The following is a 23344-nucleotide window of genomic DNA, read 5'->3' as shown; positions in this document are numbered from 1 at the left end:
CCGGCAAGTGATTGTCTCAGGGCCTGCATGTCTGCGGCAATGAGGTCACGCATGAATGCCAGCGCGGCTTCGATCCCCGCAAGGATGCACAGGATGCTGAAGGTGATCCAGACCATCCGCTTCCTCATCCTGTCATCCATTGCCCCAATTACGGGGAAGAGCCGGGTTACCCGCAATGATTCCATGAGGTATAATCCCATCGCCGCTTCAATGAGGATGATCACCATTGCCGCCACGTTGGCTGTTTGAAAAGGCCCGATGTAACTTCCACCGCCGACCATCTCGGACATGGGCAGCGCTATCAGGTTGAAGTTGATGACGGCACCCCCGATGGCAACCAGGAGTACGAATCCGGAGATGAAGAACTGGGTCATCGACGAGGAGGAGAGCATCCTTTCCGCCCTGTCTGTGCCCCGGAAAATTTCCTCATACTCGCCCATCCGGAAATCTATGATGGCGGAGCGCTCGAAGAGCCCCGTGATGGTCTTTCCCACGTCTTCGAGGATGCGGGTCAACTTCCTCCAGTGGGGCATCATCTTTTTCATGCTCGCCTGCCGCATTCTGCTCTCTTTCCGGTGTTCCTCCATTGCCTGCCGGTGGTGCTTTTCGAGCGAGCGGTTGATCTCCTTGAGCATGTTTGCCACCATCGGATCTCCCTTCGAGGGGATCTTTGCCACCGTTGAGATCGCGTTCAGCCAGGAAGGAGGGGATGGGGGGACGTCCATCGCGCCCCGGTAATTTTCGTCGATGCGGTCGATCAGACCCCCGAGATTTTTCTGCAGGTCGGGAAATCCCTGGAGATCCCGCCGGACTACCGAGTCGATGCGGTGGAACTCACGCTCGATCTCCCTCTCTGCGGACTCCCTCCCCGAGGCAAGAAGAACCTCTCTGTTCCGGGCGGCCAGTCTGCTCTCCGCGAGCATGACCGACTTCGAAGCGAGTCTGAACCCGTTGTGAATTACCCGGCAGAATGCCCTGATTATCCCGTGTGCGAAGGTGCGGGAAAAGTACAAAAGGGTAATCAACACGGCCACGAGCAGCGCTACCGACAGTGCGGGATGTTGGGGCCAGAATATGAGAAAGTTTTTTGCAGACATCTCGTTTACCCCCTTTTCTTTTAATGAGTTACCGTTATCCTGCGGGGGACCGGGCAATCTTTTCCCCACCCGTTCCCCTGGAGACCGCTCTCCCGGGAACCTTCGGGAGCGTATCCCGTAAAAAAGGTAATCTTTCAGAAAGCGTGCCACCGTCCCCAATTGCTGTTTTTAGTGAATAACCCCCTGTTTCCGTTGAGGAAAAAACCGTGGATTGGAGCGAATCGCGTTGCCCCGGGTCCTGCCGGAAAAAAAGCATTCTTACACTTTTGGAACACATATCTGAAACTAACCGCTCACAGGGCTTATCCCGGGGCGCAGAGAGAGTGGCTCCTTCCACCGAGAGGCGATGCAAATATCTGAAATGAATATAGAAAAGGCGTTTTCAACCCCGAATGGCGGTGCTGATTCCGGGGATGGAGATGGAGGGGAAAGGGCAATCCCGTTTTTGTTATCCCCGCTCCCCGGGAAGGTTTCTTGCCGATTATCCGTTGTGGTTTGCTGCCGTTCTGTACTATATCGATAGAAGAGACCATATATCGCATGGGGAGGGAGAGCATGGCAAAGGTAGTGTCCGATAACCTTATCGTGCGCATCGCCCACAAGGGGGAGGAGAAGATCGTCGACCTTAAAGCGCTGTTCAACGAAAATCCCAACCGCGTCATCTCGATCGTGGGCACGGTGAACGAGGACGGAACACCCAACACGGCCCCCATGTCCCTGTTTTACTGCCCCGACGACAGGACCGTGGTCGCGGGCATGGTGAGGACCTCACGGACCGTGGCAAACATCAGACGGGAGGGAAAGCTCATCGTGGAAGTCATCTTCGGCGATGATATCGCCTTCGGCATATCGGGTGTTGGCTCCATCCTCAAAGACCCCCTCGATTGCAGCGACGCGACACTTGCGATCGAGATCGCCGTTACCGGCGTAAAGCGGGATACCTCGCCTGCCCAGAAGATCACCTCGGGGGCGAAGATGTCCCCGCGTTCCGAGAAGGCCGTGGAGTACGAGCAGGCGGTCCTGGCGGAACTCGTCCGGCTTGCGTCTTCGCGGTAAAGTGCAGGGAGACCGCAGCGGGGGATATTTCCGGATGGGGACTTTTTCCCGGCGGCTCAGCCGCTGCGTTTGCGGCGCAGGGAGCGGACCAGCAGGGTGATGATCGTTACGGCGGTGATCGGGATCACGAAGGCCATCATCACCGTGCTGAAGAGGGGAAGGGCAGCGTGGTGGGTGGATTTCAATATGAGGTATGCCGTGTATGCCACGTAATATGCCAGGAAGAGCAGTCCCTCCCACCTCGATATGTTGTATCCCAGGAAAAAAACCGGCAGGCAGGAGATGGCAACGGCGATCATAACGGGAATGTCGAATCTCAGGGCGGCTTCCGAAACGGCAATGCCATTGGGGGCGGCAATACCCGTCAGGCCGAGCGCCGCGAGGATATTGAAGATGTTGCTGCCAACGACATTTCCCACGGCGATATCCCGTTCCCCGCGAATGCTGGCGACCAGGGAGGTGGCGACCTCGGGAAGGGAGGTCCCCGCCGCCACCACCGTCAGCCCTATGACGAGTTCGCTCACGCCCACTGCCTTGGCTATGGAAGAGGCTCCCCTGACCAGACATTGAGAACCGAGGACGAGCGAGGCAAGTCCCCCCAGGATGAGCAACAGGTTGGTGACGATTTTTCTGTTTCCCCTTTCCATGTCCCCATCGCTCTTCCGTGAATTCTGTCTCTCCCGGTAGCTTTTCTCGGTTTTGCTCTGGTGGATAGAAAAGAGCGTATAGGCGATTATCCCGGAGAACAGGATGCACCCCTCGGCCCGGCTTATTTTTTCGTCGTATGCGAAGATCAGCATGAGGAACGAGACGCCGATCATGATGGGTACGTCCATCCGTATCAGCTTGCGGGAGACGACCAGCGGAGCGATGGCGGCCGACAGGCCGAGAATGAGCAGGACGTTCAGTATGTTGCTCCCCACGATATTTCCCACGGCGATGTCGGCCTGGCCCGAGATGGCGGAGAGGACGCTCACGGCCATTTCCGGGGCACTCGTGGCGAAGGAAACGATGGTCAACCCGATCACCAGCGGGGAAATTCCCATGACAGCGGCAAGCCGTGCTGCGCCGCGGACCAGGGCTTCGGCCCCCGCGGCCAACAGGAGGAGCCCCGCTATGAGGAGGATTACAGGTATCATTCCCATTCCGTTTCCTCTCCGCAAGATTCTTGCGTGGTACTCTGCAGATTATAAACGCGAAGGCCCCATTGAAAAAGCAAAGATCACCGTTAAAGCAGGCGGGTGTATGGCGGGAGCGAGGGGAAGGTGGTACGATGAAAAGATAGATCTGCTTTCAGGAAAAACATCATGAGCGAGAGGAGCCTTGAAACCAGGGATTTTGGGAGCACCGGCAGGCGGGTCACGATGGTCGGGCTCGGCGGCGAGGGAGTGCTGCGGACCCACGGGCGCACCGATGAGGCAGAGGCCGTCATTTGGGAGGCGGTTTCCCGGGGGATAACGTACTTTGACTGTGCCAGGGTGTACGCGGGAAGCGAGGGGTACCACGGGGCCGTATGGTCGCAACGGGCAGAGGCGGGTCGCCAGGTCTTCAGGGCGAGCAAGTCTGCCAGGAGGGACCGCGGGGGCGCGCTCTCCGACCTGTCTACCTCCCTTATGACCATGTCGCTGCCTTACCTCGACCTGTGGCAGATCCACGACGTGAGGGACGGCTTGGACCTCCGTTCCCTGTCCGGGAGGGGAGGTGGAATCGAGGCATTCCAGGAGGCACGGCAGTCGGGGAAGGTGCGGTACATCGGGGTCACGGGGCATCACGATCCCGAAATCCTTACCAGGGCCGTCATCGACTGGCCCCTCGATTCCGTGATGCTCCCCGTTAACCCCGTCGAGGGGGTGCTCGGGGGGTTTCTCGACGGCACGCTTGCGGCGGCGAGAGAGAAGGGGCTCGCCGTAATCGGCATGAAAGTGCTCGGTGGAGGCCACTATGTTTCCCCCAAGCACGGCATTTCCGCAGAGTTGCTCATCCGGTATGCCCTCTCCTGGGATATAGACGTGGCCATCGTGGGCTGCGAAACGCCCGCCGAGGTGGAGGTGCTCTCGAACGTGGGCCGGGCGTTTTCACCCCTGTCCCGAAAAGAGATGGCGGCGGTGGAAGACGCGTTCAGGCCCCATGCGCGAAGGCTTGCCTTCTACCGGGGCGCTGTGCCCTGATCAGCCCGTTTTGCCCAAGAGGCGCGGCGTTTAAGCGGTCAGAAGGAGATCCACTCCTCGTTCAGGACGTCGCCGTTCAATCCCACGACCGTGTACTTGACGGGAACCTTCCTTCCCGACTCCTCGAGAGCCCGCACCGTTATGCCCACGAGGCCGTTGCAGCAGGGGACCTCCATGATGAGGACGGTGAGCGAGTTGATCTCCGCTTCCTCAAACCACGCTTTGATCTTTTCTATGTAGATCTCCTGCCCCTGGTCCAGCTTCGGGCAGGCGATGGCCAGCGCTTTTCCCTTCAAAAAGTCGGCGTGAAAGTTTCCCATCGTGAAGGGGACGCAATCGGCGGCGAGAAGCACGTCCGCGCCCTGGTAGTAGGGGGCGGTTGGCGAAACCAGGTGAAGCTGGATCGGCCACTGTCTCAACTGTGACTGGACCCTGCCGGTCGGCGTCTCATCCTGTGATCCGTCCTTCTCGAACGAGAACATTCTCGAACCCGGACATCCTCCAAATTCCTTCATCTCGCTTCCTCCTTTGTACGTAGTCGCTTTTCTATTCCGAACGAGCGCGTAACTTCGCTGAAATTCGAGAACAGATCTCATTTCATTTTCGATTCCAGGGCCCGCGATATCCTTGACTTCGGTCAAGGGATGCCCGAAAACCTCATATTGGGAATAGTTTCCGGAGGCTCAACGCCTTGGAGGGAAACCCCGGTCGGATGTGTCTGACGGTTTTCTTAGGGGTACGGGGATGGTGGGGAAAAGTGAACCCTATTTTTTCCTGCTCCTGATCGAAAAACGCGGCTCCAGGATAAAGCTTGACCGGCAGACAGGGCATTTGCCGGGTTTTTTCAGGCGGCTTCTCTTACGGAAGAGAAAACCGCACTTATTGCACTCCGCGGGCTCCACGACGAGGGCCTCCCCTCTCTTTTCGATCGTCTTTTGGACGTGGTGCAGATGCTGGTGGACCTCTTTTTCTGAAATGCCCGCAAGGGAGGATATCTCGCCGGCAGAGAGCGGTCGGTCCGAGAGGATATCCACAATTTTCCTCCGGACCGTCTCGGTCTTTTCGGTGGGTATGGGGGGCTCTTTCCCTTTCATCTTCAAAAAGGCTTGTCTCCAAATGCTATTATAAAGCTTTGGGCGTTGGCCTCAAACCGGTGCCGGAAAAAAGTCGACGGGCAAGAAACGATCGCCTTTTTTTGACCGGCGAGGAAAAGGAGGTAGTGACTTGTATCCATTTATCCATGAGGAGATTGAGATGTATGCCGATTCACATACCGGCCCTGTGTCCTCTATTTTTCAGGAGCTGGAGAGGGAGACGGTCGAGGAAACCGGTCATCCCAACATGCTGACGGGAAAGGTTGTGGGAACGCTGCTGAAGATTCTCGTTCAGGCCTCAGGTGCGAGGAAAGTCGTCGAGATCGGCACGTTTACCGGCTATTCGGCGCTCATGATGGCATCCGGCCTCCCCGAGGGAGGGGAGCTGATCACCTGCGAAGTTTCCCGGGAGTACGCCCGGACAGCGCGGAGGTATTTCGACAGGAGCCCCCACGGAAAGAAGATAGAGATCCGTTTGGGGGCCGCGCTCGATACGGTGCGGGAGATCCCCGACGAATCGGTCGATCTTGTCTTCATAGATGCAGACAAGGGTTCCTATCAGGATTATTACGACGAGAGCCTCAGGATCGTGAAAAAGGGGGGACTCATCACCGTCGACAACGTTCTCTGGTACGGGACCGTCCTCTCCCCCCGAGATGATGATAGCCGCGCCATCGCTTCTTTCAACGCGAGTGTCTTTCGGGACGATAGGGTGGAAAAGGTTCTTTTGACGGTGAGAGACGGGATATACCTTTTGAGGAAACGGTAGGGAGAGCACTGAAACAGGAGCAGAAGATTGATCGGTGATTTTCTATCGGGAGCCGGTTACTTTTTCCAGGGGTTGCGGATCGTTCGGCAGAAGGGCGTCCGCCCCTTCGTCCTGATGCCGCTTCTTGTCAATTTCCTCGTATTTGCCGCCGCCATCCTGATAGCCATCGATCAGTATGGGAACCTTCTCGGCTGGTTGCTTCCCGGCGGCGACAGCTGGTGGGCCGAGTTTGCCCGGATTGCCCTGTGGATCTTCTTTGCCGCTGCGGCCCTGACCGTTCTCTTCTTCACCTTCACCCTGGTTGCGAATGTCATCGGCGCCCCCTTCAACGGGCTTTTATCGGAGAAGGTCGAGCTCATCCTCGCCGGCGCTGAAGGCAAAGAGCCGGCCATGTCCGGCGGTTTTTTCTCCACCATTATCCCATCAATTGCCAGCGAGTTTCGAAAGCTGTCCTATTTCCTGGTACTTGCCGCTCTCCTCGTGCTCTTGACCCTCGTTCCCCTGGTAAACGTGGTTTCCCCTTTTCTCTGGTTCGCCTTCTCATCGTGGATGCTCGCCGTCGAGTACCTTGCCTACCCCATGGAGAACCACGATATCTATTTCTCGCAGGTGAAAGCGAGGCTGAGGCAGGACAGGTGGGCGGCGCTCGGCTTCGGCATGGGGTGCCTCGTGGTGGGTATGGTTCCCGTTGTGAATTTCTTCATCATGCCGGCTGCGGTGGCGGGGGCAACGGCGATGTGGGTCGAGCGTCTTTCCCGGATGGGTAGCGAAAACGGCCGTTAATGGGGGCCGTGGAAGCTGTCCCTGGAATTTCCCGCTGCCTAGCGATAGGCCTGGTGCAGATACTGGGTGACCATCCGGTGGCTGTTGAAAAAAGCCCCGTTCAGCGAGATGACATCTTTCATGATGACGATGAATTTATCCCGATCCCTGTAAAAACAGGGGAGAACCGCATTCTCGAGCTTATCGTAGAGGGCGTCGACGTGCCGCTCATCGATTGCTTCTCTTTCCCCGGTGCTGGTACCGATGCCATCCTCGATTGACCAGCCCGTTATGCCTTCGATGTGCCCTTCGACCCACCATCCGTCGAGGACGCTCAGGCTCGGGACGCCGTTCACCGCGGCTTTCATCCCGCTCGTGCCGGAGGCTTCAAGCGGCGGCAGCGGGGTGTTGAGCCAAACGTCGACGCCGGCACAGAGAAGTTTTCCCAGGGCCATGTCGTAGTTGGGGAGGTAGACGATCTTGATGGCTTCCCTGAGTTCTTTTATCACGGAATAAATGTGCCTGATGAGGTCTTTCCCCCGCTCGTCTCTGGGGTGGGCTTTTCCGGCGAAGACGATCTGAATCGGCCCATGCTTTTTCATGATTGCCTGGAGCCTTTGCATGTCGTGGAGCAGCAGGGTCGGGCGCTTGTAGTCCGTGACCCTGCGGGCAAAGCCGATGGTGAAGATATCCTTGTCAAATCCGGCGTTTGCCTCGGTGTTTACATATTTGGTGAGAAGCTTCTTTGCCTCCATGTGGGCTTGCCAGACCTCTTCGCCCGGTATGGAGATGGCATAGCGCAGCGAAAAAGGGTCTATCCGCCACTGGGGGAGATGACGGTCGAAGAGCTTCTGGAAGGGGGGGGATGCCCAGGTCGGGGTGTGGACGCCGTTCGTGATGCTGCTTATGGGGTAGCCGGGGAACATATTTCTGGACACCTGGCCATGTTTCATGGCCACNNTGTCCGCACCCCCTCACCAGGTGCCAGCGCTTTTTCCCGAGGATCTGTTCTGCCAGGCCCTCGGGAAACTTGTCGTGGCCGGCGGGTATCGGGGTGTGGGTGGTGAATACGCACTGCTTTCTGATTTCCTCGATCACCTCGGGGTCGATGTATGCGGTCTGTCCCCGCTGGGTCAGGAACTCTTCTATCAGTGCCGGCACGATCAGCGCGGCGTGCCCCTCGTTCAGGTGAAAGCGTTTGATATCTTCGTAGCCGAGGGCACGCAGCATTTTGACACCGCCCATCCCCAGGACGACCTCCTGGCAGAGGCGGTAATAGCTGTCCCCTCCGTAGAGAGAGTCGGTCAGGCTGCTGTCCTCAGGAGCGTTCTCCGGAAGCGAGGTGTCGAGAAAGTAAACGGGTACCGTAAAGCCGGTCACTCCTTTAACCGTATATCGCCATGCCCGAATGTGTACCGTGCGCCCGTTCAATTCGACCGACGTCTGTGCCTCCAGGGGCTCGACGAAGTCGTCCACGGGCCAGCGCACCGGGTCCTCGCTCTGGTTTCCTCTCTTGTCGAGTTTCTGGTAAAAGTATCCCTGCCGGTAGAGGAGCGATACGGCGACGAAGGGAATCTCGAGGTCCGCTGCCGACCTGATCGTATCCCCGGCCAGGATCCCGAGACCTCCCGAATAGGTCGGAATCGATGGTTCCAGGCCGATCTCCATGGAGAAATATGCGATGACCTGTTTTCGTTCTTCTCCCATTTCGTGCGCCCCGCGTCTGTTAAATTGAGTGATCTTCTACAGCATTTATCGGCTTCCGTCAACAACTAAATAAGTGGCGGCAAAATAATTAATTTTCATAACCATCCATACACAATGCGGCCCCGCCGGGACGTTCGGCTTTTTTGTCCCGGAACGGGGCGGCTATTCATTCGCCTGAACGAAAGGCTGCCCTTCAGACATCCCCGTGGGTTGCCATCTTTTCCTCTTCGTACCCGGCATGTTCACGGCGGTACATCTCCATGATCGCCATGACCGCCGACCCGGTGCCGAGGGCCCTTTCCCAGTACCTGCCGTTGAACTTCTGGAGAAGTTTGTAAATCACGTAGGTGAACTCTCCGGCCGCTTCAGCGGGACTTTCGGGAAGGGAGTCCAGGATGCTCTGGATGGCCTCGGTATATTTTTCCCTCTTGTCTGTGCCGATATATGGCATGATTCATCCTCTTACCTGCCGAATTCCTCGATCGCCTTCAAAAGCTTCTGATTGTCAGGGACGCCCTTCTGGATGAAGCGGATGGTTCCCTCTCTGTCGATCACGAAGGTTACTCTTCCTCCTGAATAGAGCTTTCTCAGCTCACCACCCGCGTCGGAGATGAGGGGGAATTCGATACGGTTTTTCTTCTTGAACTCTTTGTGGGTCTCAAGGCTGTCGGGGCTCACACCCAGGACCTGGGTGCCCAGGCTCTTGAACTTCTCCAGATCTCTCTGGAAAGCCTGCATCTCGAGCGTTCAGACGGGTGTGAAATCGGCATAGTAGAATGCCAGGACCACGTGAGCCTTCCCCGTGAAGTCCCCGAGGCTTATCCTGCCTTTCGTGGACTCTGCGGTAAAAACGGGGGCCCTGTCTCCCACGTTCAGGGCGGCTGCCGGTAATGCTGCCGATAGAAGGGCCGCTATGAATGCGCCAATGGTCATCCTTTTTCTCATGATTTCCTCCTCTTTTTTGCCCCCCCGTTTGCCCCTCGTCACGCTGAAAGGGGCGCCGGGGATCGGGTCGTTGCTCCTACGGCCATATTCCGGAGGCTGCCGGGTAAATTCTTGTCAGCGGGTGGTTCGTGCATTCGTGTTTCCGGGCCGGGCATATTTTTCTGCCGTACTCGATGAGCCGGTAGGTAAAATCGAACCACTCCTCTTTCGGAAGAAGGGCCATCAGGTCTCTCTCTATCTTGTCGGGATCCCTGTTGTCGGTAAGTCCCAGTTTACGGGAAAGCCTCTTGACGTGGGTATCCACCGCGATTCCCTCGACGATTCCGTGGGCGTTGCCCAGTACGATGTTTGCCGTTTTCCGCGCCACGCCGGGGAGCGCGAGGAGTTCGTCCATCGTTTTGGGTATCTTTCCCCCGTGCTTCTGCTTGACGATCCTCGCGGAGGCGAGGATGTTTTTCGCCTTGTTGCGGTAAAAACCCGTCGGTTTTATGTCACTTTCAAATTCCCGGGCGTCGGCGCTAACGTAATCCTCGAGAAAGGGGTACTTTACGAACAGTTTTGCCGTAACCTCGTTCACCTTCTTGTCGGTGCACTGGGCCGAGAGCACGACAGCCACGAGAAGTTCCCAGTGGTTTGAGAAGTTAAGGGCGATCTTTGCGTCGGGAAATAGTTTTTTCAGCTCCGCCAGGACTTTTCCGGCCCTTTTCCTCCGCTCACCTGACACGTCAGTTTCCTGCCCGGGTTTTTCCTTTTTCCTGACCAAAATATGCCCTCTTTTTCATCTCTTTACCGCACTCAACCGGCGTTTTGTCGGGTGCTCGCCCGCCGATCAATCCTCGCTATAAATCATTGCCCTTCGCTTTTTGAAACGTATGATGAAAAATAACCAGGGCCGATTCTTCTATTCTACCCCATCCGGGCATTCAACTTCACAGCAGCGGCGAAGGAAAGGAAGCCATATCGTTCGTGGAGGCATCTCACTAGGTGAAAAAACCGATACGAGGGGGACCACATGGAATTGAAGGGAAAACACATTGCCGTGCTGGTTGAGAACCTCTACCAGGAACTGGAGGTATGGTATCCCGTCTTGCGTTTCCGGGAGGCCGGGGCGAAGGTAACGACGGTGGGATCGGGAGAAAAAACCTATACATCGAAGCATGGCTACCCCGTCATGGCGGATACGAGCGCAGACAGGGTAAGCGCTGATGATTTCGACGGCATTGTCGTACCCGGCGGATATGCCCCCGACATCATACGGCGCCACCCGGCGATGGTGAACCTGGTGAGGGAAATGGCAGGGAAGGATAAGGTGGTAGGCTCGATTTGCCACGGCGGGTGGGTGCTCGTTTCGGCTGATGTGCTTCAGAACAGGCGGGCCACGTGCTTTTTCGCCATCAAGGATGACATTGAGAACGCGGGGGCTCACTACGAAGACAGCGAGGTCGTCCGGGATGGGAACCTGATTACCTCCCGGGTTCCCGATGATCTGCCCGCTTTTTGCCGGACCATGATACAGGCCCTTTCAGGCAGGCAGGAGTAGCCACCTGTTGGCCCGGTCATTCCGGGTATGCCGTCGGGGGGGGACAAAAGAGGCCGGTTGTGGCCTTCGCCGGAGCGCTTCAGAGCTTGTTGAGCCCGTCGAGAGCAGCTACCCGGTAGGCCTCAGCCAGGGTGGGGTAGTTAAATACCGTGTCGCGGAAGTATTCCACGGTCCCTCCCATGGCCAGAACGGCCTGTCCGATGTGGATTATCTCCGCGGCATTTTCGCCGATGGCGTGGATGCCGAGTACTTTGAGGGTCTTGGGATCGAAGAGAATTTTCAAGAGCCCGATCTCGTCACCGAGGATCTGCCCTTTCGCGATTTCTTCGTACCGGGCGACCCCGAACTCATACGGGACTTTCCCGCTTGTGAGCTGCTGTTCCGTCATCCCCACCATGGATATTTCCGGTATCGTGTAGATTCCATAGGGGAGCAGTTCGGCTGAGATCTTGCCGGGGACGCCGAACATGTGAGAGCTCGCGAGTCTTCCCTGCTCCATGGAGGTGGCTGCGAGAGCGGGAAAACCGATGACGTCTCCCGCGGCGTAGATGTGGGGTACTTCGGTCTGAAACTGGTCGTTCACGGCAAGCCGCCCGCGACGGTCGCAGGACAGGGAGGCGGCATCGAGGTTCAGCGTGTCCGTATTCCCCTGTCTCCCCGCCGTGTGCAGGAGAAAATCGCCCCGGATCACCTTTCCGCTTTCGAGCCTTGCCACGACCCGGGAATCGCTGTCTTTGCTCACCGACAGCACCTTTTCGGAGAGGCGGAACGTCGCCCTGTGACGGCGCATCAGGTACAGGAGCGAGTCGATGATCTCCCGGTCAACGAAATCCAGGATCGAGGGCCTCTGGTCGATTATCGTCACCTCCCTGTTCAGGGCCGTGAACATGGAGGCGTATTCGAGGCCCGTGACCCCGGCACCGATCACAATCATCTGGCGGGGAATCTCTTCGATGTGCAGCAGCTGGTCGGAATCGCAGATCTGTTTTCCATCAAGGGGTATTTCCGGAGTGTGGTGGGGGCGGGTCCCGCATGCGATGAGGATGTAATCGCCCGTCAGCTTGAGGGGCCCCGTTTCCGCCTGGACCTCTACGGTATGCGGGTCGATGAAGTGCGCCTTGCCGCCTATCACATCGATTCCGTTTCGCTTCAACTGCGAGCTGATGACATTTATCTCGCGCTCCACGACCTTCTGTACCCAGATCGTAAGGTCCGGGAAGGACACCTTCTCCTTGAGCATGTAATCCCTCCCGTAAAAGGTGCGCTGGCGGAATCCCGACAGATAGAGGATGGCTTCCCTGAGGGTCTTGCTCGGGATCGTTCCCGTGTGGACGCACACGCCCCCCATCATGTGGATGCTGTCGACGACGGCGACGCGCTTGTTAAATTTCGCGGCGCATATGGCTCCCTTCTGGCCGGCCGGGCCGCTTCCGATAACGATGAGGTCGTAGTGGTCCTGCTCCATTTGGATCTCCCTTAAAAAATGATACCGTACCCGTCTCCATCATGGCAAGCCATTGAAACTCGTGGGGAAAGGATGGCGGGGTCGATCAGACCATCGGGCTGTGCCTGCAGAGGGTCCGGAATGTGCGGGAAAAATCTCCCGGGGAAACGCCGGTTGCCGGCATACGATATGATGGCCCTGACGTGCCTAGTCGATCTTCAGGGGACGGAAGATTCCCGGGCTGTAAGGCTGGTTGGCCGGTGAGTCCATGAGCCCCCACAGCTTTCCCCTGTCCGTTAGGTCGAGGATGTGGTACATAAGCTCAGGTCCGCGAATGAGGCCGAGGCCGCCCCGCGCGCAACTTGCCTCGTTGAACGAGCCGACGTCGTCTACCCGGGCGAGTTTTCCCCGAATCATGACCGGCACGGGCTCGCCGGAGTGTATCATCTGCCCGGTGCTGGGGGTTGAGTGGTCCGACGTGACGACGAAGAGAATGTCGTCGTCGGGGATTATCTCCCTGACGGCCAGAGAGAGCGCGCTATCGAGCGCTTCGATGACGGCCTTTTTTGTCTCGGGGTTTTTGGTGTGCGACGCCGTATCGGCTGCCTTCGTGTGAACGTGTATGAAATCGAACGACGCTGCTTCCAATGCCTGCTTCAGCCTTTCCCGCAGATCCCTTTCGGCGTCCCCGCTTTCCTTCGCCCTTATGATTTCCATGCCCACCATCTGGCACAGCCCATGGTAGACGGCCCCGGAGGATATAGACAGGCTTTTCATTCCCCATTTCTCCATGAAAGGTTGCACTTCACGCCGCCTGCCCGCTCTCTGGGTGCCCAGGGCATTGACCGGGCAAAGTCCTTTTCTGGCCCGATCGACGTTTACGGGGTGCCTGGCAAGGGTGTGGTGGCACCAGACGAGGTAGCTGTTCAGGGCCTGCGCCGTTTTTTCTGCGGCCCTTCTGGCTTCCCCGATGTTGTTAAGAGGCCGCACTTCCATCAGGGGACGCCCCTCGTAGATCGGGTTGGAGTCGGTGATCTTCTCTGAGGCGCTTCCCCGGATCACGAGTATCCCTTCAACGCCCTCCGTCGGTGTGAATTCCAACCGGAACCCGCCGATTTCAAAGGACCGGATCTGCTCCTGCAGCTCCCGGCAGGCCGAAAGTTCCAGATCGGGGTCTTCAACCTCCAGGAAAAGCAAACCCCCCTTCGGACGGGTGGAGAATATCCTGGCGAGCATCGCCACGTCTCCTGTGGAGAGAGAAATGCCATATCCCGCCGCCTCTATCGCCCCCCTGCCGGGGAATTCAGACAGATCGTATCCGAACATGAGAAAGTGGGCAATTTCGCTCGACATGGGGATGCCCGGGATGTAACTGTGGTAGAGCCCGGTTGCGCTGGCCTCTGCTATCTTGTCCAGATTCGGGGTCGACGCGGCCGCAAGGGGGGTCTTGCCTGCATACAGGGGATGACCTCTGTCTCCGAGCCCGTCGAGGAGGAGAAGGATGGTTCGCATCCTTCAATTATATATTCGGGTGTTTCTGGATAAAGAAAAATTTCGGGTCTCCAACGACCTTCGTGGTGATGGAAACCCGAAATTTAAAAACGGCGATCCGGCCTTGTATTTGCCGGATACGCTCCTTCCTCCGATTACCGGAAAGTGTGCAGGATATACTCGGCGATCTTTGTTGCCTCTTCGTTCGATATCTTCTCTTCACCGAACTTCGTCATGCCCGGCCCGGGATTCCTCATGTTGCTCACGATGTCTTCCGCTGTCTTTAAGTTGTTGGCATCCAGGTCTTTCTTGTAGAGCGTTTTCTTGGAATTGATGATATTTCCCCCCTCCGGGTGACAGACGGCGCAGTGTTTCTGAAAGAGCGCCTTTCCTTCTTCCAGCATCACTCCCGCTTCCTTCTGGGCCATCTCCGCCCCGGTGCCACCGGCGACAAAGAGAACCAGCACGGATGAAACGAAGATAGACAGCGATAAAAGACGCCTCATGGTATCCTCCCTACTTTCCCTGTTCCTTCATCATCTCCTTGCCTTCTTCTACGGTTTCCTCAACTGCTTCCTTTGCTTCCCCGGCTGCTTCCTTACCTTCTTCCACTGCTTCCCCGGCTGCCTCCTTCCCGGCTTCCATTGCTTCCTCGGCTGCCTCCTTCCCGGCTTCCGTTGCTTCCCCTGCTGTTTCCGTCATCTCTTTGGCAGGTTCAGTGACCGCTGCCGGTTTGGCCTCCTCTTTGGGCTTCTGCTGGCAACCCGGAGCAATGAACAACACGAGCAAAAGTGATGCAACAATCGACAAAAGTACACGATACCTCATTGTAGCCTCCCCTTTTGGATTTTTACTTACCTATCGCCCCGTTTTGAAAAGGGCGCTTTTGGAATTATACGAACCGGTTGGCTCGTCGTTCTCAACCCGCGCTTAAAAGATCTCTCCTTCGCGATAAACGCGGCAACATCCTTCCGGTCTTCCTTCGTTGGTATAGGAATAACTTACGGGATATGATGGGCAAATTCAAGAATAAAATGAGCCCCTATTTTTTGAGGGAACAGATCGGATTTTTCTGTATCCGGGGATGGTGTGAAGGACAGGTGCAGGCCAAACCGCTGTTACACGATGTTTGAAAGAAAATGTTTCCCAGGGAGGGAGATGGTGTGAACCACCCGCTTACGGGCGCTCCGACTCCTGGATGAAGATACACTCCCTTTCGGGTTCTTTTTTTGCTGTTCTGAACGCTTTTCCCAGCTTGAAGTCGACATTGCCGTTGTAGCTGATGATCGTTGCCCCGGGCCGGAAAACTTTTTCCTCCCTGCTCCCGTAAAGGGGAAAGGCCTGAGCGACCTTCGATGCTTCCACGAGGTCCCTGTCCTCTTCAATGCTGTTGCCGGTGGTCAGGCAATGCTTGACCATCCTGACCTGCGAAGATGTGTCACCCGTACCAGCGTTCGCGCCGGAAGAGTTTGTCCTGCTCTGATATGCATGCGAAAGTGCCGCCGTCATTGCGACGGCCAACAACCCGGATGTTATCGCTGTCGCTAATGAGAACTTTTTCATGATTGCACCCCACCCTATCATTCGGTTTAACCGTTCGATTGTGTTTTTCTCGGGAAGTTTCGTTTTTTTCGCAAAAATTATTCGCGTCTCACGTGATTGGCCCGGGGCAGCAGCAGCTCCCGTCCCGTTTGTTTGTTAAGTAACTGAAATATAAAATCTTCTATAAAAATGTGTCATTTGGTGGTAGCATAGATTTAGAGACATTGCATTTCCTTCCCCAGGCTGGAGGGTAAGAGGCGATGCTCTCTCACACGACAGCATCAGAGCTTTTCCGCGGGGTTTCAGAGAAAGAGGCTGCAGAGATTGAGAAGTTCTGCAGGGAGCGGCATTTTTCCGAAGGGTCGGTCATCTTTTCGGCGGGAAATCCAAGCGACTGCATATTTATCATCACCAGTGGCCTGGTGAAACTCATCACCCATTCCGGGAGGGGTGAAGCGACCATCCTCCACATTCTGAAGGAGGACAGCGTTTTTGGAGAGCTTGTGTTTGCCAGTGAGAGGCGGGTGATGACGGCGGTGGCAAACACTGAGGTGACGGCCATCGTCGTTTCGCGGAAAGATTTTTTCAGGATCTTGAAATCGATTCCTACGGTGAGCATGAATTTTATCCGAATTCTGTCAAAAAGGCTCATGAAGGTCGAAAAAGAGTTTTCCCACTTCAGCCACACCTGGTCCTATCAGCGGCTGGCAAGGGTGCTCGTCGAAATCTGCAGGGAGCATGGTGTCGATACCCCGGACGGCACGGTTATCCCTTTCCCCCTCACCCATGAGGATCTATCGAACCTCATCGGGTCGACACGGGAGACGGTTACCCACAATATCAAGAAGCTGAAGGAAATGGGTTTCCTGGCAACTGTCGGAAGGAAGCTGATCATCAACAGGCCTCGCCTGGAGGAATTCGTGAGCTCTTAGGCAGGCCTGCCCCCCGCGTATGTGAAAGGTCTCACAGAAAGATTTATTTCTCCTTTCTATACTTGTAATTGGGGATAGGAAAGGTTCAAGCCCTTAAATCCCGGGCCTTTCTGAAGCGTTCCCGAAGAGTCCGGGTCAATCAAGGAGGAACAGATTATGGAAAACATCCTCTTCACGAGCCAGATCGGCGTTTCGCTCATTGGTGGCCTGCTTCTGTTTCTTGCTGCTTTTTGCATTGTCCTCCTCGGGTATGTTTCCGACGAGGAAGTTGAGCGGAAACGGGTGTTCTGGGCCGAGTGGCCTCTGACCCAGGCACCGGAGGCGAAGGCGGCCGGCGGCAGGGAGCCCCGCAAGGCAGCGTAACAAGAATTCGCTGTCTTCTCCGGCAAGGGAATTTGTTGCGTTATCCGGTTTCTCTGAAGGAGGAGAACTGTACTCTTTCCGCTTGAACCTTCCCGGCAAAGGTGCCTCACGCTCCCCGGAATCGCTTCTCTTTCAGAGAGGGAGCCGGGCCGCTTCCTGCGATCTTCAATCGGCCTCCAGGAGCCGGGCCTTTGAGATGACGACGGGGTCCTCCGGAACGTCCCTGAACATCCCCACATTGTGCGTTGGAACAGAGCGGATCCTGTCTACCACGTCCATCCCCTCGATCACTTTCCCGAACACGGCGTATCCAAAGCCCCGCTGGGTATTATCGACATGGTCGAGATTCCTGTTATCCTCCACTTTGATAAAAAACTGAGAGGAGGCCGAGTCGACCTCCATGGTGCGGGCCATCGCGATGGTACCCCGCTCGTTTTTCAGATCCATTCTCGCCTCGTTCTTGATGGGGGGCCGCGTGGGCTTTTTCTGTTTCATTCCGGGAAGGAATCCTCCTCCCTGGACGACGAAGGTTTTTATGACCCTGTGAAAGATGAGGCCGTCGTAGAAACCCTCTTTTACATAGGCGAGGAAGTTCTCTACCGTGATGGGCGCTTTTTCCGGGTAGAGCTCTATCTTGATGTTTCCCAGTGAAGTTTCGAACAGGACGACGGGATTTTTCACCTCAGCGCCGACCTTCGAGAGGGCAATGACGAAGGCGATTGAAATAGCAAGGGTAAGGCTGACAGTCTTGATCAATTGAATTCCTCCTTTCATCTCCTTTTCAGGATAGCTGTGCTCGCTCCTGATCCGGGGGATCTGTTTTTTTAAATAGCACGTGCGCTTTTCCCTCTTGCGTGAAACCGTTAAAGTGAAGTATGAAAGTAACATTATAGGACATCTGCAACCTGAAGGAAAAAGGAATGAAAAAGAAGATAATCTACGCCTCCGTCGCCCTCTGTTTTTTGCTCTCGGCGGCAGGCGTCCATCGACCTCCCCGGGTTTTTGGGGATGAGCTTCCCCTTGAGAAGATTTCTCTCCCCCCGGGATTTGCGATAGAGCTGTTTGCAACAGGTGTCCCAAATGCCAGGTCGATGACGCTGGGAGAGAAGGGAACGCTCTTTGTCGGCACGCGCAAGGCGGGAAAGGTGTACGCGATACGCGACCTCGACGGGGACGGCAGGGCCGACGAGGTGCTGACCTTAGCAAGCGGTCTCAACATGCCGAATGGCGTTGCCTTCCGTGAGGGCTCCCTCTTCGTGGCCTGTGTAGACCGCCTGCTTCGGTTCGACGAAATAGAGGAGAGGCTCAAGCAGCCCCCCGCTCCCACGGTCATAAGCGAAAACCTTCCCGGCGATCGCCGCCATGGATGGAAGTTCATCCGCTTCGGTCCCGACGGATATCTGTACGTACCCGTGGGGGCGCCGTGCAACGTCTGTGAGAGAGACGACAAGCGGTACGCGTCGATACTGCGGTTTTCTCCCTCCGGCGAAAAGATGGAAATATTTGCACATGGGGTCAGGAACACCGTCGGATTCGACTGGCATCCCGGGACGAATGAGCTCTGGTTTACCGATAACGGTCGTGATTGGATGGGTGATGACCTTCCGCCCGATGAGCTGAACCGGGCGGCAAAAAAGGGCCTCCACTTCGGATTTCCCTATTGTCACGGCGGGGACATTCCCGACCCGAAATATGGAAAGCGCGTAAAATGCAGCGATTTCGTCCCCCCGGAGTTGAAGCTTCCCGCCCACGTCGCGGCCCTCGGCATGCGTTTCTACCGGGGGGGAATGTTTCCCGAAAATTACAGGGGGCAGATTTTTATCGCAGAACACGGTTCCTGGAACCGAACCATTCCCACGGGCTACCGGATAACCGTGGTCCGTCTCGAGGAGAACCGGGCTGTGGACTATCGCGTGTTCGCCCAGGGCTGGCTGGAAGGTGGCCGCCCTTTTGGCCGGCCCGTCGATGTCCTCGTCATGCCCGACGGGTCGCTTCTCGTTTCAGATGACAAGGCCGGCGTCATATACCGCATCCGGTTCGACGGATAGCCTATTCAAGCGTCATCGGATGCGACGTCACAGACCGTGGGGCCTGCCAGCCTCTCAAAATCGGCGAAACTGACCTTGACCGTATCGTGGTGCGTGCAGGCGGTGAAATAGATTTCGCTGAACTTTGAGAGGGATGAGTCGACGAAGACCGGGATGTCGTAGAGATTCCCGAATATGTGGAGGGCGCCGACTTCACAGCCGCTGAATATTTCGGCAAATTCCTCCTCTTTTGCAAGCCTCGCCTTGCCTGCCCCGAGGCACTCTTTGATCTTTGCCATATCGAGCCTCTTGTGTGCCGGGATCACCGCCATTGAGAGCTTTCCATCGCCCCACACGATGACCGATTTGGCCCTCTGCTTCCCCGGTGTGTGGGAGAGGGCGGCTTTTTCCTGTGCCGTGTAAGCGGCTGCGTGAATCGTGTGTTCGAACTGCACCCCGTTTTCCTCGAGGTATTTTTTAAGGCTGGGAAACATTGCCATCTTTTCACCCCCTTTTTGCGTTCTAGCGGCATGCGCCAGCCGGTTTCCCGCGAGGATCCGTTCCCTAACCGTCCATATCCGTATTGTACACCCGGCGTGCGGCGAGGAACAGGGACAAGTGATGGTAAAGCGTCAGGCCATGTATGGGAGGCACAGGATGGGGTGCCCGGGACAACGCGATTGGCCGAGCGGCTGAAGACGCGGATGTCATCCTGAAACCCACGGCGATGTGACGTGGGTGGTTTGCGGGCCCACGGATAATGGCGTATGATTGATAAATTGTTGGAATTCGGCATCAACGGGCAAAGGATACGTGGGTTGTGAGGATTCTCATCCTTCACGTGGACAGGTTTCTCTGCCGGATAACGGAGAGAGGAAGGTCCCGGGTATACGAGGAGCCGGACCGGAAGGAGACGGAGTTCGTCGAGGGGCTCGTGGTCTTAACGAGCATCGAGAAGGGGGACGAGGCAAACCTCGAGAAAGTCTGTGAGCGGGGGGCCGATGAGATCGAAAAGCTTGCCGGGAGTGTGAAGGCGGGCAGGATACTGATACATCCCTTCGCGCACCTCTTCGGAGAGTTATCGAGGCCCGAGGCGGCAATTGAAGGGTTGAAGCTGCTCGCCGGATTGCTTTCCGAAAGGGGGTTCGAAGTCACAAGGACCCCCTTTGGCTGGTTCAACTCCCTTGAGGTGAGCGCGAAAGGCCACCCCCTGTCGAGGGTCGCCAGGATCATCGACCCCGGTGATTAGCGGGGCGGTTGCAAGGGGTTGGGAAAGGAGGGTTTTGATGAGGCTTCCATGGAGCACGGTTTCCGGCGTGCTGGGGCTGTATCTCCTCCTGGCCCCATATCCGGCGGTTCTGGCAGATGTGGCTGTTGTGCGGCTTATCCGGGAGGGAGGCGCCGGGACGCCTATGACCCAGGAGATAGACTATTTCAAAGATACGATGAAAAGGACCGACACGAAGATGGAGATGACGGGGAAGACCTTCGGCATGCTGCTCTGGCCAAAAGACCTGTCGATAATCTACCGCCCCGACAGGGACCTTGTCTGGGAGGTAAACCACGCGAATAGAACCTACAGGGAAAGGGCCCTTTCGGTATATCACCGGGGCGATAAATCCGGCGGAGAGCGGGGGAGAGCAGGTGCGCTTCATGAGGGAGGCGCCGGCGGGGGGAACCAGGAAGAGGCCGGCCTGGTGTCTGGCGAACTCGACGTGCAAAAGACGGGGGAGAAAAGAACCATCAGCGGGTTTCCCTGCAGCCTGCATGTGCTGACCTGGCTTGTGGAGACAGAGGAGGAAAAGTCGAAGAGGCGCAACAAGTTCCGCATGACAGGCAATTTCTGGAATACGGAGGGGAAGGGAAAAATCAAGGAAGTCATGGCGGCGGAAGATATGTTCGAGCGGGCCTACCTTGAAAAGACGGGGCTGGACATGACCCCGGGTGACATGAGGAAGTTCGGGCTGTGGGTTCTTCCCGGGGCAGCAGGCCTTGATGGCAAGGAATTGAAAGCGGGGCTTGAAAAGATGAAGGGATATTCCGTCCTGACCTCCATAAAGTGGGAGGTCCGCCGGGAGATGGGGAGAGAGCTCGGCGGGGAAGGGGGTAATTTCCAGACCCTGTTCGAGTATCGAGAGGAAATAAAGTCGCTTGACGCCGCGGCTCTTCCGGACAGCCACTTTGAAGTTCCAAAGGATTACAAAATGGAAAGGGGTGTGCTCCAAAGATAGGGGCAGGCGTCCCTTTGCCCGAACGGTCCTTGCTTTAATCAATGATGACGTGACAGCGCTCATCGCGCCTGTTTCATTAACGGGCCAAATAGAATAAAATATGGAAGTGAGCGGTGCCTCGCCGTCCCACCCGGTTTGAGGTGGGCCGAAAAAAGGGTCATGCATGACGAAACTACGCGGACATCACCTCGTGTGCCTCCACTTCTTCGGCGGTGAAGGGTACGATTCGACCTTCGTGGAAAATCTCAAAAGAGTCATTTCGCACGCGGAAAAGGAGGGCGTTACCGTATGCTCCGGCGCAGATGAGGTCTGCTCCCCCTGTCCCTACCTCATAGGAGTAACGTGCCGGGACGAAGCGGAGATCAAAAAAATGGACGCTTCGGCGCTGGAACTCCTGCACCTTGTCCCGGGACAGGAAGTTTCCTGGGACGCGGTGAGGGGAAAGCTCCACGAGCTGTTTGAAGCATGGTATGACACGTACTGCATCGATTGCGGGTGGCAGGACGCCTGCTCCAGGGACCCTTTGTTCCGCGAGCTCACGTTGACAGCGCGATGAGTCGGGCTGTGCCTTTCGAAGCATCCGTTGCTCTTCCGGGAGGGAAGTTTTTTGTCGTCGAAGGGGATCGAGCCACCGAAGAACGACGCCGGCCGTTACTATCATATTGATTGCGGACCGGGAGACATCCACCCTTACATACTCACCTGCGGGCATCCTGACCGGGCCGTCAAGATCGCCAGCTTTTTTGACCGCGTGACGGTTACGAGGAAAAACAGGGAGTTTTGCACCTTTACGGGTTATTACCGTGAGATACCGGTGACGGTTATGGGTACCGGCATCGGGCCCGACAACACGGCAATAACCGTCGTCGAGGCCAGCCAGTGCGTCGTTCCCGCAACCTTTATCCGTATCGGCAGCTGCGGCAGCGTTCAGGATGACGTTGCCATCGGCGACCTCGTCATTACCGAGCGGGCACTTCGGGACGAGAACACGAGCCACTACTATGCCCCCCCGACGGTGGAAGCCGTTGCAGACAGGGAGATCGTATCGGCCCTTGCCCGCGCAGCGGCCTCGCTGAATTATCCATATCATGTCGGCCTTACCTGCACGACCTCGGATTTTTACGCGGGGCAGGGATGGCACGTGCGCGGTTTTTCCTCGACCGATCCTAAAAAGATAGAGCGGCTTCGCGCTGCGGGGGTTTTGAACGTCGAGATGGAGATGTCGGTGTACCTGACCCTCGCCGCGATTTCGAGCTGGAAGCTCCGGTCAGGGGGGGTGACGGCCGTGTACGACAGCATCACCGACCGCAGGTTTGCTTCGAAGGATGTCCTGGCGAAGGCCGAGATGCGCTGCATCCAAGTCGGTCTGCGGGCAGTCGAGATAGTCTATTCCATGGACAGGGAGAAGGGAAGGTGACGTCTGCCTGCCGGTCCCCCGACACGTAATCAGTATCGTTTGAATTGCTCCTTCACCACGTTTAACCAGGCAGATTTGTATCCTACCCCCATGCTAACAGCCCCGGGAGTTAGGAGACGTAAACCCTCTGTAACTGTTTCATCACGAAAGTATTACGCCGCACGGGAAATTATTGAAGGCGGGTTCCGTGACGTTGTTGATGGGCGTTTAAATATCTATAATACAAATTGCCGCTGACGGGAAAACAGACCGCCCCGAAACGCCCCCGGATATAACGGGGAGAGTGAGCGGAAAGGACGATTCTATAAACGGTCCCCAAAAAGCGTTGCGCGCCAAAAAGGGGATGCTCTGTATCGGGCATCACAATTTGCGGAAAATATTCATGAGTGAATCGGGGACGGAAAGTCCATCCGACCATCTTTTCGGCCTGCGGAAAAAAACGGGGGGAAAATCTTAAACGGGAGGAAGGCATGCCCTTTGTAAACATCAGGATAACGAGGGACGGCGCGACGAGGGAGGAGAAAGAGAAGCTCATCAGCGGGGTGACCGGGCTGCTCAAGGATGTCCTCGGGAAGAACCCGGCGACCACCGTCGTCGTGATCGATGAGGTTGATACCGATAACTGGGGGATCGGGGGCGAGACGGTCACGGCCCGCCGTGAGAAGAGCCGGTAGCGGGCCGCAAGAGGCCTCTAAAAGGGTTCTCCGGTTTGACTTAGAGGATGTAAAGCGCCGGCATGTTCAATATAATGCCAGGTAG

At 56.6% G+C, this 23344-nt stretch carries 27 protein-coding genes and 1 pseudogene; 13 read left to right on the top strand and 15 right to left on the bottom strand.

The features are described from left to right. Positions 1-1097 (bottom strand): hypothetical protein (locus GTN70_05615; GenBank protein ID NIO16461.1); only part of this gene is annotated, 1097 nt, incomplete at its 3' end. A gap of 555 nt (positions 1098-1652) precedes the next feature. Here GTN70_05615 and GTN70_05610 point away from each other — a divergent pair. After that, positions 1653-2153: a hypothetical protein gene (locus tag GTN70_05610; protein NIO16460.1), complete on the top strand. Its 501-nt coding sequence runs from the start codon at positions 1653-1655 to the stop codon at positions 2151-2153. A 56-nt stretch (positions 2154-2209) separates the two neighbouring features. Here GTN70_05610 and GTN70_05605 read toward each other — a convergent pair whose 3' ends face one another. After that, a complete protein-coding gene (locus GTN70_05605) occupies positions 2210-3298 on the bottom strand; it encodes a calcium/sodium antiporter (GenBank protein ID NIO16459.1) in 1089 nt (362 codons plus the stop codon). Positions 3299-3460: 162 nt separating this feature from the next. Here GTN70_05605 and GTN70_05600 point away from each other — a divergent pair, with 162 nt between their 5' ends. Continuing rightward, complete coding sequence (locus tag GTN70_05600) at positions 3461-4321, top strand: aldo/keto reductase (GenBank protein ID NIO16458.1); 861 nt, start codon at positions 3461-3463, stop codon at positions 4319-4321. Positions 4322-4359: 38 nt separating this feature from the next. Here the strand turns inward: GTN70_05600 and GTN70_05595 are convergent, their stop codons facing one another. Together GTN70_05595 and GTN70_05590 are read right to left on the bottom strand one after the other, a co-directional pair. Next, the gene (locus GTN70_05595; protein NIO16457.1) at positions 4360-4836 is read right to left on the bottom strand and encodes a 4Fe-4S ferredoxin; all 477 of its coding nucleotides are present in this window, start codon (positions 4834-4836) and stop codon (positions 4360-4362) included. A gap of 249 nt (positions 4837-5085) precedes the next feature. Continuing rightward, complete coding sequence (locus GTN70_05590; GenBank protein ID NIO16456.1) at positions 5086-5421, bottom strand: ArsR family transcriptional regulator; 336 nt, start codon at positions 5419-5421, stop codon at positions 5086-5088. Between the two features lie 154 nt (positions 5422-5575). Here GTN70_05590 and GTN70_05585 point away from each other — a divergent pair, with 154 nt between their 5' ends. After that, positions 5576-6184 carry a methyltransferase domain-containing protein gene (locus GTN70_05585; GenBank protein ID NIO16455.1) on the top strand — a complete coding sequence of 203 codons (609 nt, stop codon included), beginning with the start codon at positions 5576-5578 and terminating at the stop codon, positions 6182-6184. 27 nt (positions 6185-6211) lie between these two features. After that, a complete protein-coding gene (gene cysZ, locus GTN70_05580) occupies positions 6212-6967 on the top strand; it encodes a sulfate transporter CysZ (protein NIO16454.1) in 756 nt (251 codons plus the stop codon). 38 nt (positions 6968-7005) lie between these two features. Here the strand turns inward: cysZ and glgP are convergent. The 4 genes and pseudogenes from glgP to nth form a co-directional block, all read right to left on the bottom strand. Next, positions 7006-8614 (bottom strand): annotated as a pseudogene (gene glgP / locus GTN70_05575) (alpha-glucan family phosphorylase). 232 nt (positions 8615-8846) lie between these two features. Beyond that, positions 8847-9104: a hypothetical protein gene (locus GTN70_05570; protein NIO16453.1), complete on the bottom strand. Its 258-nt coding sequence runs from the start codon at positions 9102-9104 to the stop codon at positions 8847-8849. An 11-nt stretch (positions 9105-9115) separates the two neighbouring features. Next, positions 9116-9598 (bottom strand): redoxin domain-containing protein, encoded by a 483-nt coding sequence (locus GTN70_05565; GenBank protein NIO16452.1) that lies wholly within the window; start codon positions 9596-9598, stop codon positions 9116-9118. A 76-nt stretch (positions 9599-9674) separates the two neighbouring features. Then, positions 9675-10322, bottom strand: coding sequence for an endonuclease III (gene nth / locus GTN70_05560; protein NIO16451.1), 648 nt, complete (start codon positions 10320-10322; stop codon positions 9675-9677). A gap of 288 nt (positions 10323-10610) precedes the next feature. On the opposite strand from nth, the gene GTN70_05555 reads away from it, so the two are divergent. Then, on the top strand, positions 10611-11138 hold the full coding sequence (locus GTN70_05555; GenBank protein NIO16450.1) for a DJ-1/PfpI/YhbO family deglycase/protease: 528 nt from the start codon (positions 10611-10613) through the stop codon (positions 11136-11138). A gap of 79 nt (positions 11139-11217) precedes the next feature. Here the strand turns inward: GTN70_05555 and GTN70_05550 are convergent, their stop codons facing one another. The 5 genes from GTN70_05550 to GTN70_05530 form a co-directional block, all read right to left on the bottom strand. Beyond that, positions 11218-12603, bottom strand: a complete 1386-nt coding sequence (locus GTN70_05550) for a Si-specific NAD(P)(+) transhydrogenase (protein ID NIO16449.1) — start codon at positions 12601-12603, stop codon at positions 11218-11220. A 186-nt stretch (positions 12604-12789) separates the two neighbouring features. After that, positions 12790-14094 carry a 2,3-bisphosphoglycerate-independent phosphoglycerate mutase gene (gene apgM, locus GTN70_05545; protein NIO16448.1) on the bottom strand — a complete coding sequence of 435 codons (1305 nt, stop codon included), beginning with the start codon at positions 14092-14094 and terminating at the stop codon, positions 12790-12792. Positions 14095-14228: 134 nt separating this feature from the next. Next, complete coding sequence (locus GTN70_05540) at positions 14229-14501, bottom strand: c-type cytochrome (protein NIO16447.1); 273 nt, start codon at positions 14499-14501, stop codon at positions 14229-14231. 88 nt (positions 14502-14589) lie between these two features. After that, entirely contained in the window at positions 14590-14901 is a 312-nt protein-coding gene (locus GTN70_05535; protein NIO16446.1) for a hypothetical protein, read from the bottom strand. 348 nt (positions 14902-15249) lie between these two features. Beyond that, the gene (locus tag GTN70_05530) at positions 15250-15636 is read right to left on the bottom strand and encodes a hypothetical protein (protein ID NIO16445.1); all 387 of its coding nucleotides are present in this window, start codon (positions 15634-15636) and stop codon (positions 15250-15252) included. A 239-nt stretch (positions 15637-15875) separates the two neighbouring features. Between GTN70_05530 and GTN70_05525 the strand changes: the two genes are divergently transcribed. Further along, positions 15876-16547, top strand: a complete 672-nt coding sequence (locus tag GTN70_05525; GenBank protein NIO16444.1) for a cyclic nucleotide-binding domain-containing protein — start codon at positions 15876-15878, stop codon at positions 16545-16547. A gap of 156 nt (positions 16548-16703) precedes the next feature. Beyond that, complete coding sequence (locus GTN70_05520) at positions 16704-16910, top strand: hypothetical protein (protein ID NIO16443.1); 207 nt, start codon at positions 16704-16706, stop codon at positions 16908-16910. Between the two features lie 165 nt (positions 16911-17075). Here GTN70_05520 and GTN70_05515 read toward each other — a convergent pair whose 3' ends face one another. Continuing rightward, complete coding sequence (locus tag GTN70_05515) at positions 17076-17684, bottom strand: peptidyl-prolyl cis-trans isomerase (protein NIO16442.1); 609 nt, start codon at positions 17682-17684, stop codon at positions 17076-17078. A 146-nt stretch (positions 17685-17830) separates the two neighbouring features. On the opposite strand from GTN70_05515, the gene GTN70_05510 reads away from it, so the two are divergent. Beyond that, positions 17831-18958 carry a sorbosone dehydrogenase family protein gene (locus tag GTN70_05510; GenBank protein NIO16441.1) on the top strand — a complete coding sequence of 376 codons (1128 nt, stop codon included), beginning with the start codon at positions 17831-17833 and terminating at the stop codon, positions 18956-18958. A gap of 5 nt (positions 18959-18963) precedes the next feature. Here the strand turns inward: GTN70_05510 and GTN70_05505 are convergent, their stop codons facing one another. Then, a complete protein-coding gene (locus GTN70_05505; protein NIO16440.1) occupies positions 18964-19437 on the bottom strand; it encodes a deacylase in 474 nt (157 codons plus the stop codon). 320 nt (positions 19438-19757) lie between these two features. Between GTN70_05505 and GTN70_05500 the strand changes: the two genes are divergently transcribed. The 5 genes from GTN70_05500 (at position 19758) to GTN70_05480 (ending at position 23259) form a co-directional block, all read left to right on the top strand. Beyond that, the gene (locus GTN70_05500) at positions 19758-20186 is read left to right on the top strand and encodes a hypothetical protein (protein NIO16439.1); all 429 of its coding nucleotides are present in this window, start codon (positions 19758-19760) and stop codon (positions 20184-20186) included. Between the two features lie 37 nt (positions 20187-20223). Beyond that, positions 20224-21168: a hypothetical protein gene (locus tag GTN70_05495; protein NIO16438.1), complete on the top strand. Its 945-nt coding sequence runs from the start codon at positions 20224-20226 to the stop codon at positions 21166-21168. 163 nt (positions 21169-21331) lie between these two features. Beyond that, positions 21332-21724 carry a DUF1284 domain-containing protein gene (locus tag GTN70_05490; protein ID NIO16437.1) on the top strand — a complete coding sequence of 131 codons (393 nt, stop codon included), beginning with the start codon at positions 21332-21334 and terminating at the stop codon, positions 21722-21724. 51 nt (positions 21725-21775) lie between these two features. Then, entirely contained in the window at positions 21776-22585 is an 810-nt protein-coding gene (locus GTN70_05485; GenBank protein ID NIO16436.1) for a uridine phosphorylase, read from the top strand. 470 nt (positions 22586-23055) lie between these two features. Continuing rightward, entirely contained in the window at positions 23056-23259 is a 204-nt protein-coding gene (locus tag GTN70_05480) for a 2-hydroxymuconate tautomerase family protein (protein ID NIO16435.1), read from the top strand. The last annotated feature ends 85 nt before the right edge of the window (positions 23260-23344 follow it).

It is taken from the genome of Deltaproteobacteria bacterium, assembly GCA_011773515.1.
Classification (GTDB): Bacteria; Desulfobacterota; Deferrimicrobia; order J040; family J040; genus WVXK01.
This window is presented reverse-complemented; position numbering and strand designations above follow the sequence as displayed.